This window comes from Hydrogenophaga laconesensis, from assembly GCF_031457235.1.
Lineage (GTDB): Bacteria > Pseudomonadota > Gammaproteobacteria > Burkholderiales > Burkholderiaceae_C > Hydrogenophaga > Hydrogenophaga laconesensis.
The window spans coordinates 16,213-32,327 of the sequence record NZ_JAVDWE010000012.1 but is presented as its reverse complement, the minus strand read 5'-3'; the positions used below and the strand labels follow the sequence as shown (position 1 = coordinate 32,327).

At 65.4% G+C, this 16,115-nt stretch carries 14 protein-coding genes; 5 read left to right on the top strand and 9 right to left on the bottom strand.

Annotated features, from left to right (window positions below; translation table 11 throughout):
• Positions 1 to 122 precede the first annotated feature (122 nt).
• Complete coding sequence (locus J2X09_RS19145; protein WP_204734870.1) at positions 123 to 941, top strand: hypothetical protein; 819 nt, start codon at positions 123 to 125, stop codon at positions 939 to 941.
• Here the strand turns inward: J2X09_RS19145 and J2X09_RS19140 are convergent.
• On the bottom strand, positions 877 to 2,115 hold the full coding sequence (locus tag J2X09_RS19140; protein WP_204734869.1) for an FAD-dependent oxidoreductase: 1,239 nt from the start codon (positions 2,113 to 2,115) through the stop codon (positions 877 to 879). The two genes, J2X09_RS19145 and J2X09_RS19140, sit on opposite strands and share 65 nt — an antisense overlap.
• Before the next feature lie 36 nt (positions 2,116 to 2,151).
• Positions 2,152 to 2,433, bottom strand: coding sequence for an oxidative damage protection protein (locus tag J2X09_RS19135; RefSeq protein WP_204734984.1), 282 nt, complete (start codon positions 2,431 to 2,433; stop codon positions 2,152 to 2,154).
• A gap of 276 nt (positions 2,434 to 2,709) precedes the next feature.
• Here J2X09_RS19135 and J2X09_RS19130 point away from each other — a divergent pair, with 276 nt between their 5' ends.
• Both J2X09_RS19130 and J2X09_RS19125 read left to right on the top strand, forming a co-directional pair.
• Positions 2,710 to 3,480, top strand: a complete 771-nt coding sequence (locus J2X09_RS19130; protein WP_204734868.1) for a ferredoxin--NADP reductase — start codon at positions 2,710 to 2,712, stop codon at positions 3,478 to 3,480.
• Positions 3,481 to 3,571: 91 nt separating this feature from the next.
• A complete protein-coding gene (locus J2X09_RS19125; protein ID WP_310309107.1) occupies positions 3,572 to 4,087 on the top strand; it encodes a disulfide bond formation protein B in 516 nt (171 codons plus the stop codon).
• 26 nt (positions 4,088 to 4,113) lie between these two features.
• On the opposite strand, the gene argA is transcribed toward J2X09_RS19125, so the two are convergent.
• Positions 4,114 to 5,454: an amino-acid N-acetyltransferase gene (argA, locus tag J2X09_RS19120; protein ID WP_204734867.1), complete on the bottom strand. Its 1,341-nt coding sequence runs from the start codon at positions 5,452 to 5,454 to the stop codon at positions 4,114 to 4,116.
• 38 nt (positions 5,455 to 5,492) lie between these two features.
• On the opposite strand from argA, the gene hrpA reads away from it, so the two are divergent.
• Positions 5,493 to 9,413 (top strand): ATP-dependent RNA helicase HrpA, encoded by a 3,921-nt coding sequence (hrpA, locus tag J2X09_RS19115; RefSeq protein WP_204734866.1) that lies wholly within the window; start codon positions 5,493 to 5,495, stop codon positions 9,411 to 9,413.
• Between the two features lie 21 nt (positions 9,414 to 9,434).
• Here hrpA and J2X09_RS19110 read toward each other — a convergent pair whose 3' ends face one another.
• A complete protein-coding gene (locus J2X09_RS19110; RefSeq protein ID WP_204734865.1) occupies positions 9,435 to 10,391 on the bottom strand; it encodes a FecR domain-containing protein in 957 nt (318 codons plus the stop codon).
• Between the two features lie 273 nt (positions 10,392 to 10,664).
• Between J2X09_RS19110 and J2X09_RS19105 the strand changes: the two genes are divergently transcribed.
• A complete protein-coding gene (locus tag J2X09_RS19105; protein ID WP_204734864.1) occupies positions 10,665 to 11,378 on the top strand; it encodes a Rieske (2Fe-2S) protein in 714 nt (237 codons plus the stop codon).
• 3 nt (positions 11,379 to 11,381) lie between these two features.
• Here J2X09_RS19105 and J2X09_RS19100 read toward each other — a convergent pair whose 3' ends face one another.
• The 5 genes from J2X09_RS19100 to lptF are packed head-to-tail and all read right to left on the bottom strand — an operon-like array spanning position 11,382 to position 16,110.
• Positions 11,382 to 12,560 (bottom strand): pyridoxal phosphate-dependent aminotransferase, encoded by a 1,179-nt coding sequence (locus J2X09_RS19100; RefSeq protein ID WP_204734863.1) that lies wholly within the window; start codon positions 12,558 to 12,560, stop codon positions 11,382 to 11,384.
• A 4-nt stretch (positions 12,561 to 12,564) separates the two neighbouring features.
• Complete coding sequence (locus J2X09_RS19095; protein WP_204734862.1) at positions 12,565 to 13,509, bottom strand: CysB family HTH-type transcriptional regulator; 945 nt, start codon at positions 13,507 to 13,509, stop codon at positions 12,565 to 12,567.
• Positions 13,506 to 13,871, bottom strand: a complete 366-nt coding sequence (locus tag J2X09_RS19090; RefSeq protein WP_204734861.1) for a sirohydrochlorin chelatase — start codon at positions 13,869 to 13,871, stop codon at positions 13,506 to 13,508. Before J2X09_RS19090 ends, J2X09_RS19095 begins: the two co-directional genes overlap by 4 nt.
• A 5-nt stretch (positions 13,872 to 13,876) precedes the next feature.
• Positions 13,877 to 14,995 carry an LPS export ABC transporter permease LptG gene (gene lptG / locus J2X09_RS19085; RefSeq protein WP_204734860.1) on the bottom strand — a complete coding sequence of 373 codons (1,119 nt, stop codon included), beginning with the start codon at positions 14,993 to 14,995 and terminating at the stop codon, positions 13,877 to 13,879.
• Positions 14,992 to 16,110, bottom strand: coding sequence for an LPS export ABC transporter permease LptF (lptF, locus tag J2X09_RS19080; protein ID WP_204734859.1), 1,119 nt, complete (start codon positions 16,108 to 16,110; stop codon positions 14,992 to 14,994). Before lptF ends, lptG begins: the two co-directional genes overlap by 4 nt.
• Between the last annotated feature and the right edge of the window lie 5 nt (positions 16,111 to 16,115).

The following is a 16,115-nucleotide window of genomic DNA, read 5'->3' as shown; positions in this document are numbered from 1 at the left end:
TGTTCATGGGTATATATCTCCTGCGCATAAGAAAATGCACGCTGTGTTGAATTGCACGTCAGATGCCCGCTTGTCCAGTGGGGTCGACCGCGCATCGGCCTGCTCGGCGTAACATCCCGGCCATGCAAAAACAGCGCATTCTGGTCAGCGTGGTCGGCTTCTCCGACGTGGAACGCCATGCGCTCAACACCGTCTTCCGGCTGTCCCAGGAACGCGAACTTTCTTATGCCCCCTGGGTGCCGCTGGCCGCGCCTGGTACGGTGATACCCGCGGGGGTGGCGCAGGTGGCGCTGGTGGACGGTGAAAGCCTCGAGGCCGTGCTGTCCCATGCCAAGGAAATGCCGCCCGGGCAGCGGTTGATCTGGGTGGGGCCCGATGCGCCTGAACATGCCTGGCGCGTGTTGGACCGGCCCATCGAGTGGGCCGCCGTGTTGCACGATCTCGACCTTGTGTTCGCCGCGCGGCAGGTCGACTCTGGTCTGCTCGACTTCGATGTGACCGCCCCTTCACCGCTGGACCTGGATCTGGACATGGACATGACCTCGGTGGAGCCCGCCGAGACGGTGCGGCGTGCGCTGGTGGTGGGTGCGGAAGACGAGGAGGGCACCTACCTGCGTTCCCGCCTGGCCCTGGCCGGCGTGGGCCTGGTGGACGAAGTGATCGGCACCGAGAGCGCGCTGGAACTCATGGAGCGCAACCGCTATGTGTGCGGCGTGTTCAATCTGGACGACCACCGGATCGACGTCTGGTCGCTCATGCGGGACTTCATCCAGCGCAACCCGAAGGCGATGACCCTTGCCACAACCGAGTTGGCAGGACCGCTGGCCGGTTGGTGGCGGCGGCGCCGGGTGCGCCGCGATGCGCACCGTGTGGGCATTACCGCGTTGCTGCAGCGCCCGTTCCAGCCCCGCCAGGTGTCTGAGTGGCTGGATCTGATCTGAACTGACCGGCAGGCTGGCGACGCGCCTGTTTCCAGGCAAACCGGGCCGGATCGATGGATCTCAGCAGCTCGGCTTCTTCCTGCGACGCGGGTGTTTCACCATCCATGGTGGCCGCCAGGCGGCTGGCGCACCAATGGGCCAGCGTGATGCCACGCGAACCCAGTGCCGCGAGCATGTAAAGCCCGGGATGGCGTGGTGTCTCATCCAGCCGTACGCGGCCGCGCCGGTGGCCGGCCTCTGCCATGAACCTTTGCAAGGCATCGGTGTCCGGCACGGCACCGGCCAGCGGCAGCCGATCCAGCGAGGCACAGCGCACCTGGGCCCAGCCCTGGAGCTCACCCTTCGCGAGAGCTTCGCGGAGATCCGCCGCCGCCAGGGGGCAGATCGCATCCAGGCTCTCGGCGTTGCGCGCATGCGCCAGGTCATTGAGTGTTGTGTCGTTGGCTCCCCGGTCGTACGTCGATCCCATGGCCCAGATCCGGGCCGGCCATCGGGGGGCAAGCCCGGCATCTTCATAGAGCGGCACGAACACGCCATTGTCCCGGCGTGGCCTCTCGGCCCTGGGTGCGCCGTGCTGTGCCGCCAGACTCATCTGGCCTTTGACAGGGCGCAAGGGCAGGGCTGACGGATCCATCAACGCGGCTTCATCGGCAAGCAGGTGGTGGCTTCCGTAGGCTGCCGTCACCACCGCAACGGGCGCTTGCCCCACGCAGGCACCTTCGGCATTCATGGCCTGCCAGCCGTGAGGCGTGCGAATCAGGCGGGGCACCGGTGTGTGCCAGTGACAGGCCACGTCGCCGTGCTGCATCGCTTCCGACAACCAGGCCTGCACCAGCGCCGCCGGACGCACCAAAGCCGCGGGCCATCGGCCAGGGTCGTGCCCCAGGTTGTCCACCTCGCAGGCCTGCCAACCCTGGCCTTGGGGTATCAGGCGCTGCAGCTCGGCCAGTGTGGCGGTGACGCCCAGGGCAGATAGCCGGGACAGGGGCGTGGGCGCTCGCGTGACGTGTGGGCTGAGCATGCCCACGGGCAAGGCAGAAGCGCCCTGAGCGGGGCCGCTGGCGGCATCCAGGAGGGTGAGTCGCCAGCCGCGCCGCGCCAGCGCGGCGCAAACCGCGGCACCTGCCAGACCGGCGCCAATCACCAGGGCATGGCGTGCTTGGGATGGGGTCACGGGGATGGGCGCGGGTGGCGTGCCGCGCCACAGGGCTCAGCGGCCGTCGGCCGGAGGAGGCACAAAGCCCGCGGCAGCGTCGGCACCTTCGCCAAAGAAGTGCTTTTCCATTTGGCGGGCCAGGTACTGGCGCGCGCGCGCGTCGGCCAGATTCAGGCGGTTTTCATTCAGCAGCATGGTCTGGTGCTTGAGCCAGGCCGCCCAGGCTTCCTTGCTGACGTTCTCGTAGAGGCGCTTGCCCATTTCCCCAGGATAGGGCGGAAAGTCCAGGCCTTCGGCTTCCTTGCCGAGCTTAATGCAGTGGATGGTGCGTGCCATGACGGGCGTTCCTTGGAAATGTGGGTTAGATGGATTGGTTATAACGAACTGAAGAAATAATTCGTTCCCGATCTGGCCGATCGTCGGCATGATCCGTGGGCTCCTGGTTCGTCGGCGCCATTGCGCCAATGTCGGGAGCGGGCTCGGGGCCGGGCAACCCGCCACTGTAGCAAGGTTTCGGTGCCCGCCACGTCGGTGGGGCCAGCCGATTCCCCGCCAGCCGCCAGACCGGCCCGACTTTTTACAATACGGGGTTCGACCCCATCAGGATTTCTCATGAGTGCATTTCTGGAAGAGCGCGTCCTCAGCGTTCACCACTGGACCGACCGGCTGTTCAGCTTCACGACCACGCGCGACACCTCGCTGCGCTTTTCCAACGGCCACTTCACCATGATCGGCCTGAGGGTGAACGAGAAACCGCTGCTGCGCGCGTATAGCATCGTCAGCCCGAACTGGGCCGATCACCTCGAGTTCCTGAGCATCAAGGTGCAGGATGGTCCGCTCACGTCGCGGCTGCAGCACATCCAGGTCGGTGACAGCATCATCGTGGGCCGCAAGCCCACCGGCACGCTGCTGATCGACTACCTGCTGCCTGCCAAGCGCCTGTACCTGCTGGGCACCGGCACCGGACTGGCGCCTTTTCTCAGCATCATCCGCGACCCGGAAACCTATGAGCGCTTCGAGCAGGTCGTGCTGATTCACGGCGTGCGTCAGGTCAAGGAGCTGGCGTACCGCGAGCTGATCACGGAACAACTGCGGCACGACGAGTTCCTGGGCGAGGCCGTGCAACAGAAATTGCTGTATTACCCCACCGTCACCCGCGAGCCGTTCATCCACCAGGGTCGCATTCCCCAGTTGCTGGGCGATGGGGTGATCGCCAAGGACCTGGGCATTCCGCCCCTCAACCCGGCCGAAGACCGCGTGATGATCTGCGGCAGCCCCGAGATGTTGCGCGACCTCAAGGCGCTGTGCGAGAAACGCGGCTTCAAGGAGGGCAACACCACCACGCCGGGCGATTTCGTCATCGAGCGCGCCTTCGTCAGCTGAGGCGAGGGAACTTGCGGCAGACTGCCGGGCTCAGTGATCTGTCCCGCCCGGCGGCGCCCATCTCCCTTCTTCTGGATTTCTCTTGATTGCCATCTTCTCTCCCGGCCAACCTTCGCCCCTGACGAGCCAGCCCAGGCGCATCCTGGGTCTTGTCGCGGCCGCCTGTGTGGCCCTGCTGGCCTTCGGCCTGTATCTGCAGCACGTGGTGGGGCTCGAGCCGTGCCCCATGTGCATCGTGCAGCGCTATGCGCTGGTGGGTGTGGCCGTGGTGGCGGGTATTGCAGCGCTGTTCCGTCATCGCACCGCCCGCTACGCCGGCGTGGGTCTGATGGGGGTGCTCGCGGTTTTCGGTGCATTCACCGCCGCGCGCCAGAGCTGGCTGCAGTGGAACCCGCCCGAAATCATGAGCTGCGGGCGCGACTTCTTCGGGATGATCGAGGCCTTCCCGCTGCGCCGCGCGATCCCCATGATCTTCCGCGGCAGTGGCGATTGCTCGGTGATCGACTGGACCTTTCTCGGCCTGTCGATCGCAAACTGGTCTTTTCTGTGCTTCTCCGCCATCAGCGTGCTGGCCGTGGCCCTGTGGGTGAAGCGACCCGCCGCCTGACTTGAGGCGGCCCCGGCCAGGGGTCTTCAGCTGAGTTTCTTCACCAGCACCTGGCTCTTTCGGTCCCAGTTGTACTTGCGCTTGCGGGCCTCCGGCAGCCAGTCAGCGCTGACCTGTACGAAACCGCGCTTGACGAACCAGTGCATGGTGCGCGTCGTCAGGACGAAGATGCTCTGAAGACCCTGGGCCTTGGCCCGCGTCTCGATGCGCTTGAGCAACCGCTCGCCGTCACCCTGGCTCTGCGTCTGGGGTGACACGGTGAGTGCCGCCATCTCGCCCGTGCGCTCTTCCGGATAGGGGTAGAGCGCGGCACAGCCGAAGATCACACCGTCGTGCTCGATGATGGTGTAGTTGCCCGCGTCGCGTTCGATCTCGGTGCGGTCGCGCTTGACCAGGGTGCCGTCCTTCTCGAACGGCTCGATCAGCGCCACGATGCCACTCACATCGTCCATGGTCGCCTCGCGCACACTTTCCAGTTTCTCGTCGACCACCATGGTGCCAATGCCATCGTGGGTGTAGATCTCCAGCAGCAGTGCGCCGTCAACCGAGAACGGGAGGATATGGCTGCGGTCCACACCACCTTCGCAGGCACGGATGCAATGCTGCAGGTAGAACGCGGTGTCGGTCGGCTGGGCGGCAGAAGGCAGGGCGGCCAGCATCTTCTTGGCGTCCGCCAGCGGCAACTCGGTGTCGATGTCGCTTTCCGGATCGTTCTGGTCCACACGGATACCGGGCACCTCGGTCAGGAACATCAGCTTGTCGGCCTGCAGGGCCACGGCCACCGAAGTGGCCACGTCTTCCATGGTGAGGTTGAAGGCCTCGCCGGTGGGTGAAAAGCCGAACGGCGAGAGGAGCACCATCGCGCCCATGTCCAGTGTGCGCTGGATGCCGTCGGTATCGACCTTGCGCACCAGGCCGGAATGGATGAAGTCCACGCCGTCGATGAGGCCCACGGGGCGCGCGGTGATGAAGTTGCCGGAGATCACCCGCACGGTGGCGCCTGCCATGGGTGTGTTGGGCAGGCCCTGACTGAAGGCGGCCTCGATCTCGTAGCGCAACTGGCCTGCCGCCTCCTGGGCGCAGTCCAGCGCCACCTCGTCCGTGATGCGCATGCCGTGCGAGTACTTAGCCTCGTGGCCCTTGAGGCGCAATTGCTCGTTCACCTGAGGTCGAAAGCCATGCACCAGCACGATGTCCACGCCCATGCTCTGGATCAGTGCGAGATCCTGTGCCAGCTTTTCCAGTTTGCCGGCGGCAATGGCTTCACCCGCGATGCCCACCACGATGGTGTTGCCACGGTGCTTGTGGATATACGGTGCGACCGAGCGGAACCAGGGGACAAAGGTGAAGTTGAAGACAGTGGACATGGGCGAATGGCAGGCGGGCAATGGGCCGGGCGCGGATAATGACCGGTTGCCCGATTTTGACCGAAGTTCCTCACTTGTCCTCCACGCCGCTGCACATCGAATTTCCGGAAACGCTGCCCGTCTCGGCCCGCCGCCACGAGATCGAGGCGGCGATGCGCGACCACCAGGTGGTCATCGTCTGTGGCGAGACCGGGTCGGGCAAGACCACGCAGCTGCCCAAGATCGCACTGGCCATGGGCCGGGGGCGCTGCAACGCCAAGCCTGGTCAGCGCGGGCAACTCATCGGTCATACCCAGCCCCGGCGTATTGCAGCCTCCAGCGTGGCCAAGCGCATTGCCGAGGAACTCAAGACACCGCTGGGGGAGGTCGTGGGCTACAAGGTTCGCTTCCAGGACCGTCTGTCGAAAGACGCCTCGGTGAAGCTGATGACCGATGGCATCCTGCTCGCCGAGACGCAGACGGACCCCGAGCTGCGGGCGTACGACACGATCATCATCGATGAGGCGCACGAGCGCAGCCTGAACATCGACTTCCTGCTCGGCTACCTCCGGCAACTGCTGCCCCGCCGGCCCGACCTGAAGGTCGTGGTCACTTCCGCCACCATCGATGCCGACCGCTTTGCGCAGTATTTCGCCTCGGCCAAGGGGCCGGCACCGGTGCTCATGGTGTCGGGCCGCACTTTCCCGGTGGAGGTGCGCTGGCGCCCGTTCGAGGAAAGCCGCGACTACGATCTGAACAACGCCATTGCCGACGCGGTGGACGAACTCTGGCGGGGCCCTGCCGGCGGCGACATCCTGGTGTTCCTGCCGGGTGAGCGCGAAATCCGCGAGGCCGCCGACCACCTGCGCAAGCACCTGAGCCATGTGCCCACACTTCGCCATGCCGAGGTGCTGCCGCTGTTCGCCCGGCTCTCGCAGGCCGAGCAGGACCGCATCTTCCAGGACCACAGCGGGCGCCGCATCGTGCTCTCGACCAACGTCGCCGAGACCTCGCTCACCGTGCCGGGCATCCGTTTCGTGATCGACGTGGGCACCGCGCGCGTGAAGCGCTACAGCTTTCGCCAGAAGGTGGAGCAGTTGCTGGTGGAGCCCATCAGTCAGGCTGCAGCCAACCAGCGTGCCGGGCGCTGTGGTCGCGTTGCGGACGGTATCGCGATCCGGTTGTACGACGAGGCCGGCTTCGGTGCCCGCCCGGCGTTCACCGATCCCGAGATCCTGCGCAGCTCACTGGCAGGCGTCATCCTGCGCATGAAGGCCCTGCACCTGGGCGCGGTGGAGGACTTCGCCTTCATCGAGGCACCGCAGCGGCGCGCCATCGTGGATGGTTATCAGTTGCTGGCCGAGCTCAACGCCGTGGACGAGACCAACGAGCTCACGTTGATCGGACAGACACTGTCGCGCCTGCCGCTGGATCCGCGTGTGGGCCGCATGATCCTGGAGGCACAGAAGCGTGGCGCGCTCGACGAGGTGCTCGTGATCGCCTCGGCACTGAGCGTGCAGGACGTGCGCGACCGTCCGCTCGACAAGCAGGCGCAGGCCGATCAGGCCCACGCCAAGTTCGACGATGAAAAGAGCGAATTCAGCGGCACCCTCAAGCTCTGGAAGTGGCTGGAAGACACCAAGGGTGGCCACGGCAAGGACCACAAGCTCAGTCACCGCCAGTACGAGAACGTGCTGCGCGAGAACTTCATCAACGTGCGGCGCGTGCGCGAATGGCGCGACATCCACAGCCAGCTGCACACCGTCGTGGCCGAGCACAAGTGGCGTCTGAACGACAGCCCCGCCAGCTATGAACACCTGCACCTGGCGATGCTGTCGGGCTTGCTGGGCAACGTGGGCCAGAAGCATGAGACCGAAGACGTCTACCTCGGCGCCCGCGGCATCAAGTTCCACCGCCATCCCGGGGCCAACCTCAGCAAGCGGCCAGGGCGCTGGATCGTCTGCGCCGAACTGGTGGAAACCACCCGCCTGTTCGGACGCGGTATCGCCGCCATCGAGCCGCTCTGGCTGGAGCAGGTGGGCGGGCACCTCATCAAGAAGCAGCTGCTGGATCCGCACTGGGAGAAAAAGGCCGCGCAGGTGACGGCGCTGGAGCGCGCCACGCTGTACGGGCTGGTGGTCTACAACAACCGCCGCACCGACTACGGCCGCGTGGACCCGGCCGGGGCACGCGAGATCTTCATCCGCGAGGCCCTGGTGGCCGGGGAATGGGACACGCGCCTGCCGTTTCTGGCGGCTAACCAGAAGCTGGTGCGCCAGGTGGCGGAACTGGAGCACAAGTCGCGCCGGCAAGACGTGCTGGTCGACGACGAGCTGATCTACGCTTTCTACGACCTGCAGGTGCCGGCGGACATCTGCACCGGCGCCAGCTTCGAACGCTGGTACCGCGATGCGGTGCGGCAGAACCCCAAGCTCCTGCTGCTCACCCGCGAAGAGCTGATGCGCCATGAAGCGGCGGGCATCACCACGCAGACCTTCCCGAAAACCCTTCGCCTGGGCGGTGTTGACTGCGCCTGCGCCTATCTGCATGAACCGGGCGATCCTCGCGACGGCCTGTCGGTCACGCTGCCCATCTTCGCGCTCAACCAGGCCAGCGAAGACCGCTGCGACTGGCTGGTGCCGGGCATGCTGAAGGAAAAGGTGCTGGCGCTGCTGAAGACCTTGCACCAGCGGCCGCGATCGCGGCTGGTGCCGCTGCCGGCCACGGCCGAACGCTTTGCCCAGAAGCTGTGCGAGCCCGCCGCCTTTGCGTCCGGCAACTTGATGGATGCCGTTCTGAAGCTGGTGCGCGAGGCCACCCAACTCGACATCCAGCGCAACGACATCAAGGTGGACATGCTGAGCCCCCACCACTTCATGCATTTGCGCGTGGTGGACGAGCATGGTCGACAGCTGGGCCAGGGCCGAAATCTGGCAGCGCTCAAGGCAGAGCTCGGGGCGCAGGCAAGGGGGGCCTTCCAGGCACTTGCTTCGCTCAAGATGGAGGGCTTGCGGGCCGCGCCGGCCGACGTCCCCGCTGGCCCAGCGAAGCGCAGCGCGACACCGGTTGCGTCCAAGGCCGCCGCTCCGCCGGCCGCGAGCGTGAACGCCGCGCAGCGCCACCTGACCTGGGACTTTGGCGAGTTGCCCGAATTGATGGAAATCCGTCAGGGGCAGCAGACGCTGATCGGCTTCCCCGCGTTGGTGGACGACGGCGATGCCGTGCGTATCGAAGTGTTCGACGAACCGGACGTGGCGCAGGCCCGTCATCGCGAGGGACTGCGCCGCCTCTTCGCGCTGCAGATTCGCGACGCCCTGAAGTACCTGGAGAAAAACCTGCCTGGCCTTCAGGCCATGGGCGTGGCCTACATGCAGGTGGGCAAGGAGTCAGGCGGGGGAGGCACCCTGGAGGAGCTGCGGTCGCAGATCCTCGAGCTTGCGCTGGATCGGGCCTTTCTTGGGAATCCGCTGCCCACCGACGCAGCCGCGTTCAAGCGGCGGGTGGAAGAAGGGCGGGGCCGCCTCACGCTGATCGCCAACGAGATCGCGCGCATGGCGGGCACCGTGCTGGCCGAGTACGCCGCGGCTGCTCGCAAGCTCAAGGACAGCAAGCCCCACGCCGAGGTGGCAACTGACATCACGCAACAGCTGCAACGCCTCATGCCCAAACGTTTTCTGTTGCAGACGCCCTACGCGCAACTGCAGCACCTGCCGCGTTATCTCAAGGCGGTGCAGTTGCGGCTGGACAAGCTGCGCGCCGATCCGGCACGCGATGCCACCAGGCTGGCCGAACTGCGTCCGCAGGACCAGCGCTTCTGGCGGCTGGTGGCCGAGCGCAAGGGCGTGCAGGATGCCCGTCTGCAGGAGCTGCGCTGGCTGCTGGAGGAGCTGAGGGTGAGCTTCTTCGCGCAGGAGCTGCGCACGCCGCAGCCCGTGAGCGTGAAGCGACTGGACAAGGCCTGGGCCCAGCTCAGCGCGTGAGCCGGGCCGCAGAAACCGGGGTCAGTTCGTTGCGAGCGTCGCGCGGCCTTCACGAACGCCCAGCGCGGCGTCGGCCTGCAGGCGCTTGACAACCGCTTCGGCGTCTTCACGGGTCGCGAACCGGTTGATGCGGACCTCGTGGCGGCCGTCCCGGGCCACCATTTCCGCCGGGTAGCCCGCTGCCTGCAGCCGTGTGCGCAGCGCAGCAGCCTCGTTCACGCTCGACAGCGTGCCTGCCACGGCGCGCCAGCGGCCGCCTTGCAGCAGCACGCCATGGCCGGGATGCATTTCAGCCTGACCGATGAACTTCGCCAGCTGCTCGGGCGTGGCCTGGCCAGCGGGTTTCTCGGGCTGGCCTGTGAACACCACCCAGAACGCACCGGGCTTTTCCAGTTCAATGCCCGGTTTGCCATCCCGCACCACTTCGACCTTGCCGTCGAAGACGCAGACGGCGTCGTGCGCGGCGTCGGTCATGGCCCAGAAATCGGTGCCGCGAATACCCACGGTGGCGGTGGCCACTTCCAGGTTGAGCTCGCGCTTGTTGCCCAGTGCCTTGCTGGTGTAGTCGGTGGCGTAGCGGAACACGCCGGTGACCAGCTTGAACGCGCTTTTCTGTTCACTGGGCGCGGTGGCGCTTTCGCGGGCGGTGTCGATCGACTGGATCAGGAACTCGCTCTGTTCACCCAGCTTGATCGTGCTCTTGTCGTCCATGCGCAGCAGCATGCGCGAGCCGCTGGCCGTGATGGCCTTGTCATTGGCGCGCAGCGTCGCACCCGGTTCGGCCGGGCGGCGCTGGCCGTTGCGTTCGACCCAGGCCGGCAACTGGACCGCCTCGACCACAGTGGCACTGGGTGCGGCGTGCACGTGCGGGCTGACGCTCCAGACGACTCCCCCCAGGGCCAGCGCAGCACCGACCTGCCAGAGCAGGGAACGGCGGCGCACACCTGCGGTGCGAAGGGAGGTGAACGGGACCTTCATGAAATGCATCTCCAAAAGAAAAACAGAAAAGGCAGGTACGCAGAGGACATCCGGGCACCCGGTGATGGCAGGCAAATCGGCCGTCTGGACGATGTATTGACCCTTGTCGCGCAAGGGTTGCACCACGGTCGTGCGCTTGTGCGGCCCGCTTCACACCGTGCGAGCTGCACCGCTGATGCCAATTCGTGGCGGTGCTCGCGTGTTGACAACGGCAGGTCAGATGCGTTTCACTGGAGAAAATCGCATGTCAGTGATTGCATAGGAGACGGAAGGATGGATCGGCGCGAATTCGTGGAAGCTTGTGCGTTGAGCGGCGGATCCCTGGCGGCCGCCCTCGCCAGCAGTGCCTGGGCGGCCGACGCCAGGCCCAGGTCCTATGGGCGCGTGCAGTTGCTCGATGAGTTCGGTAAGCCGCTCAAGGCCTCCAGCCTGAAGCCGCAGACCAACTACATCTTTCACTACCCGTTCGAGGCCACCCCCGTCTTTCTGCTGGACCTGGGAAAGGCGGCATTGCCCACCCCGCTGCAGACGCGCGACAAACAGCGCTACGAATGGCCCGGTGGCGTCGGGCCCCGGCGCAGCCTGGTGGCGTTTTCGGCCATCTGTGCGCACAAGCTCGTGTACCCGACAAAGGACCTGAGCTTCATCAGTTTTCGCAGGGGTGCGGTCATCAACCCGCAGACACCGAGCAAGGGCAATGACCTGATCCACTGCTGCGCAGACCACAGTCAGTACGACCCGGCGCGTGGCGCGCAGGTGCTCAACGGTCCGGCAGAGCAGCCCTTGTGTGCCGTGTTGATGGAACACGACCTCAAGAGCGACACCCTCACCGCCACCGGCACGCTGGGCGGCGAGTTGTTCGATGACTTCTTCAAGAAGTACGAAATGAAGCTGAGCCTCGAGGTACCCAATGCACGTCAGGCGGTGGCGCGGCAGACCTCCGTGCGCGAGCTCGACCGCTACTGTCGCAACCCGGTCAGGTGCTGAGATTCAGAGACTGGCGAGGCGCTTGATGCCCTCGCGCAGGGTCTCGTCCTTCTTGGCAAAGCAGAAGCGCACCACGCGCTGGTCGAAGCCATCACCATAGAAGGCCGACAGCGGAATGGCGGCCACGCCAATCTCCCGCGTGAGCCACTGGCAGAAGTCCCCTTCGGGCAGGTCGCGCTCGGGCACCGCGAGGTTTGAGATGTCCACGCACTGGAAGTAGGTGCCTTCGCCGGGAAGGAGCCGGAAGCGCGTCGTGGCGAGTCCTTCTCGGAACAGGTCGCGCTTGCGCTGGTAGAAGGCCGCGAGCTCGAGATAGGGCGCCGGGTCGGCCATGTAGGCGGCCAGTGCGTGCTGCATGGGCGTGTTCACGGTGAACACGTTGAACTGGTGCACCTTGCGGAATTCGGCCGTGAGCGGGGCGGGCGCCACCACCGTGCCAATTTTCCAGCCGGTCACGTGGTAGGTCTTGCCGAAGCTGCTGACGATGAAGGCGCGCGCCGCCAGGCCGGGAAAGCGCGCCGCGCTCTGGTGCGCCTGGCCATCGAACACCATGTGTTCATAGACCTCGTCGCTGATCAGCAGCACGTCGGTGGGCGCCAGCATCGCCTCGAGGCGCCGCATGTCGGTCTCGCTCCAGACCATGCCGCTGGGGTTGTGAGGGCTGTTGATCAGCAGGGCGCGGGTGCGCGGCGTGATCGCCGCAGCAATGCGGTCGAAATCCGGCCGGAAGCTGCCGGGTGTGAGCGGCACGCGCACCGCCACACCGCCCGCAAGCTCGATGTTCGGTACGTAGCTGTCATAGCAAGGCTCGAGCACGATGACCTCGTCGCCGGGCTGCACCACGGCCAGAATGGCGGTCAGGATGGCTTGCGTCGCACCCGCCGTCACGGTGATTTCGGTCGCCGGGTCGCAGGCCAGGCCGTAGAGCGCCTGCATCTTGCTGGCCATGGCCTGGCGCAAAGCCAGGGCTCCCGGCATGGGCGGGTACTGGTTGTGGCCGGCCTGCATGGCCTGCGTGACCGCGTCGAGCAGCGCCGGGTCGCAGTGGAAGTCGGGAAAGCCTTGCCCCAGATTCACCGCACCGTGCTCGGTGGCCAGCGCGGACATGACGGTGAATATGGTGGTGCCGACCTTGGGCAGGCGAGAGGTGAGAGCGGGCGTGTGCGGAGCAATCGATGTCATGGTGTCACAGCTCATAGTCGTCCGGGGTCCCACTCATGGCGCGCAGGATCAGGTCGCGCGAGAGACGGTCGCTGAGCAGCTCGGCAAAACGCAGAACGAAGTGACGCAAGTAGGTACCCCGCTTGAAGGCGACGCGCGCCAGGTTGTGGCCGAACAGCTGGGCCGCGGGGCGCGCGACGAGATCGGGCGTCTGGTTTTCGCCCTGCATGGCCATCTCGGCCACGATGCCCACGCCCATGCCCAGCTTCACATAGGTCTTGATCACGTCCGAGTCGATCGCCTCGAGCACGATGTTGGGTTGCAGGTGCCGCAGGGCAAAAGCCTGGTCGATCCGGGTGCGTCCGGTGAAACTCGGGTGGTACGTGACCAGCGGCACCTGGGCCAGGTCGTCGAGCGTGATGCGTTCGCGTTCGAGGAGCGGGTGGTCGAACGGCAGCACCAGCACGTGCTGCCACTCGTAGCAGGGCAGTGTGACCAGCTCCGGGTAGTTCACCAGGGATTCGGTGGCCATGCCGATCTCGGCGACTTCCTCCATGAGCATCTTGGCTACCTGATCGGGCGATCCCTGGTGCAGGCTGATGCCGACCTTCGGATAGGCCTGGCGCAGCGCGGCCACCGGGCCGGGCAGCACGTAGCGCGCCTGGGTATGGGTGGTGGCAATGGACAGCGTGCCACTGTCCTGCGCGGAGTACTGTTCGCCGATCCGCTTGAGGTTGTTCACCTCGCGCAGGATGATGTCGATGCTCTTGAGTACCTGCTGGCCGGGCTCCGTGACGCGCTTGATGCGTTTGCCATGGCGCGCAAAGATCTCGATGCCGAGTTCGTCCTCGAGCTCGATGATGGCCTTGGACACACCGGGTTGCGAAGTGTGAAGCGCCTTGGCGGCTTCGGTGAGGTTCAGGTTGCGGCGCACCGCCTCCTGCACGAAACGGAACTGGTGCAGGTTCATCCGGTGGTCTCCAGTGCGATCTGCGCAAGCAGGGCGGTCAGGCGGGGGTCTTCGCCTGCCGCGGGCAATTGTTCGAATGTCACCTCAGGGTGTGAGGCGGTGAGCTGGGCCATGAGCACGGGCAGGTCTTCGCGGGCGTGTTTGCCCATGCCGAAAAACAGCGGCAGCACGCGCACCCGCGTGGCACCGCGCTCCACCAGTTGGCGGGCCGCTGTCGCGATGTCGGGCTCGCTGAGTTCGAGGTAGGCGCAGGAGACCGCCGCCTGCGGCTCCTGTCGCACGATATGCTGTGCCACCGATTCGATGGGTAGGCGCCAGAGGGGGTCTCGCGAGCCGTGTGCAAACACGATGACACCGAGCATGGCGGTCACCTTCGCAGCACCAGCCACCCGAAGGCGCCCAGCGAGAACACCGAGTAGATCAACGCTGGCGACGCCGCCGCCAGCCAGGGTTGCCACTGGTTGAGGTTGCCGATGTAGCCGAACACGTTGTTGAGCAGGAAGAAACTGATGCCGATCATCACACCGCCGAACACGTAACCGGTGATGCTGCCCGAACGGAAATGCAGGTAGGCGAAAGGCAGCGCGAGAACCACCATCACCAGGCAGCTCAGTGGGTAGAAGACCTTGCGCCAGAACTCGATCTCGTAGCGCTGGGCGGTCTGTCCATTGGCTTCGAGGTGGCGTATGTAGCCGAACAGGTCGGCCGTCCGCATGCGTTCTGGCTTGAGCAGCGCCACCGACACCATCTCGGCGTTGATGCCGCTGGGCCAGCGCAGCGAATCGAGCTGCTCGCGCTGGATGCGGCCGGAAGCCTGGCCCGCCGTATCGAACTCGCGTCGCTGCACCTGCCGCAGCGTCCAGGAGTCGTCCTGTTCGATCTGACCGGTGCCGGCATGCAGTGTGGAGACCAGCAGCCCTTGGTTGTTGAACTCGAAGATGCGCACGTTGCCCAGTTCACCCTGCGGCGACATCGAGCCCACATTGACCGAGAAATTGCTGTAGGGCTGTTTTTCCTTGAGCCAGGCGCCTGTCTGTCCGAGGCTGATGTTGCCCTGGTAGCGGGCCTTGAGCAGCTGGGCGTTCTTGTCGGAAAAGGGTGCGAGATAGTCGCCGATGGCGAAGGTGAGCAGCACGAACACCACGCCCAGCCCCAGCATGGTGCGCAGGGCGCGCCATGGCCCCAGCCCGCTGGTGCGCAGGATGGTGTATTCAGAGCCCTGCGCCAGGCGCGCGAGCACGAAAACCGAGCCGATCAGCACCGCAATGGGCAGCAACTCGTAGACCCGGCTGGGCATGAGAAGTGCCACGTAGAGCAGGGCGTGAGGCACCTCGTAGAACAGCGTAGGGTCCAGCGCCGAGGGTTTGCCCAGGGCGGGCAGCTCGTCCACGAAATCGAAGAAGAAGAACAGGGACAGGAAAGCCAGCAGAACGAAGGCCACAGCGGCGAAAACCTCGCCATAGATCAGTCTGCGGATGGTCTTCATGCGCCGGCTCCCGCAGCGCCACGTTGCGCGCGCTTCGCACTGAGCCAGCCGCGCACGCTGAAGTTGTGATGGCGCTTGTAGAACCAGAGCAGGGTGAGGGCGAACACCCCACCGTGCAGACTCACCATATAGCCCCCCAGGCTGAACAGACCGCTGGCCACCCAGCTCTGCCCCAGGTTGAGCAGGTTGTAATAGAACACAAAGGCAAACAGGGTGAAGAACAGGTTCCCACCCCGGCCTGCCCGTGGGTTGCCTGTCGTGGTGGCGACGGCAATCAGCACGAAGTTCATCGCGGTCAGCGCCATGCCGATGCGCCAGCCCAGTTCGCCCAGGTTGGCGCGGCTGGGGTCCTGGATCAGATCCCAGCTGTTGCGGGCCTTCAGGGCTTCGCCGCGCTGGCTGATGGCTGCAGAGCCTATCTGCGTGCCGTACTCCTCGAACTCGCTCACTTTCAGGCTGCTCTGGTCTGCGGCCGATTCGAGGCGCTGCCCGTTGTTGAGCATGAGGAACTGCTGTTCGTCGAGCCATTCGATGCGGCCCGAACGTGCCGACGTCACGGTTTCGCTGCCGTCGTCTTCCGTGCTGGAGATGAAGATGTTGCGGCCCTCGGTGCCGTCGGCCGTGTCCTTGTCGATGAAGAACACACGCCGACCGCTGGAGGACTCCTGGAATTGCCCGGGTGCGACGCGTTCAAGATCGCCCCGGCGTTCGAAACGGTCACGCAGGTTGTCGGTCTGCTGGTTGGCCCAGGGCCAGATGAAGAAGACCATCAGGGTGATGACGATGAGGATCGGCCAAGAGAATCGGACCACCGGCCTCAGAAAAGCCCCGAGCGAGCGGCCGCTGGAGAACCAGATGATCATCTCGCTGTCGCGGTACATGCGCGAGAGCGTGAAGACGATGGCGATGAACAGCGCCAGCGTGAGGATGGTGGGCATGCGGCCGATGACGGTGTAACCCAGCACCAGCGCGATCTCCTGCGGGTCGACGCTGCCGCGCGAGGCCAGCCCCAGCGTGCGGATCAACAGCATGGTCAGCACGATGGTGAACAGCACCACCAGGGTGGCGCCGAAGCTGCGTGCCAGCTCTTTGCGAATGGAAGAATGGAATAACATCGATC

What these genes read in the sequence shown, in the direction of transcription:
- J2X09_RS19145 (WP_204734870.1), top strand. Translation starts at nt 123, where the DNA reads ATGCAAAAACAGCGCATTCTGGTCAGCGTGGTCGGCTTCTCCGACGTG.
- J2X09_RS19135 (WP_204734984.1), bottom strand. Translation starts at nt 2,433, where the DNA reads ATGGCACGCACCATCCACTGCATTAAGCTCGGCAAGGAAGCCGAAGGC.
- J2X09_RS19130 (WP_204734868.1), top strand. Translation starts at nt 2,710, where the DNA reads ATGAGTGCATTTCTGGAAGAGCGCGTCCTCAGCGTTCACCACTGGACC.
- argA (WP_204734867.1), bottom strand. Translation starts at nt 5,454, where the DNA reads ATGTCCACTGTCTTCAACTTCACCTTTGTCCCCTGGTTCCGCTCGGTC.
- hrpA (WP_204734866.1), top strand. Translation starts at nt 5,493, where the DNA reads ATGACCGGTTGCCCGATTTTGACCGAAGTTCCTCACTTGTCCTCCACG.
- J2X09_RS19110 (WP_204734865.1), bottom strand. Translation starts at nt 10,391, where the DNA reads ATGAAGGTCCCGTTCACCTCCCTTCGCACCGCAGGTGTGCGCCGCCGT.
- J2X09_RS19105 (WP_204734864.1), top strand. Translation starts at nt 10,665, where the DNA reads ATGGATCGGCGCGAATTCGTGGAAGCTTGTGCGTTGAGCGGCGGATCC.
- J2X09_RS19100 (WP_204734863.1), bottom strand. Translation starts at nt 12,560, where the DNA reads ATGACATCGATTGCTCCGCACACGCCCGCTCTCACCTCTCGCCTGCCC.
- J2X09_RS19095 (WP_204734862.1), bottom strand. Translation starts at nt 13,509, where the DNA reads ATGAACCTGCACCAGTTCCGTTTCGTGCAGGAGGCGGTGCGCCGCAAC.
- J2X09_RS19090 (WP_204734861.1), bottom strand. Translation starts at nt 13,871, where the DNA reads ATGCTCGGTGTCATCGTGTTTGCACACGGCTCGCGAGACCCCCTCTGG.
- lptG (WP_204734860.1), bottom strand. Translation starts at nt 14,995, where the DNA reads ATGAAGACCATCCGCAGACTGATCTATGGCGAGGTTTTCGCCGCTGTG.
- lptF (WP_204734859.1), bottom strand. Translation starts at nt 16,110, where the DNA reads ATGTTATTCCATTCTTCCATTCGCAAAGAGCTGGCACGCAGCTTCGGC.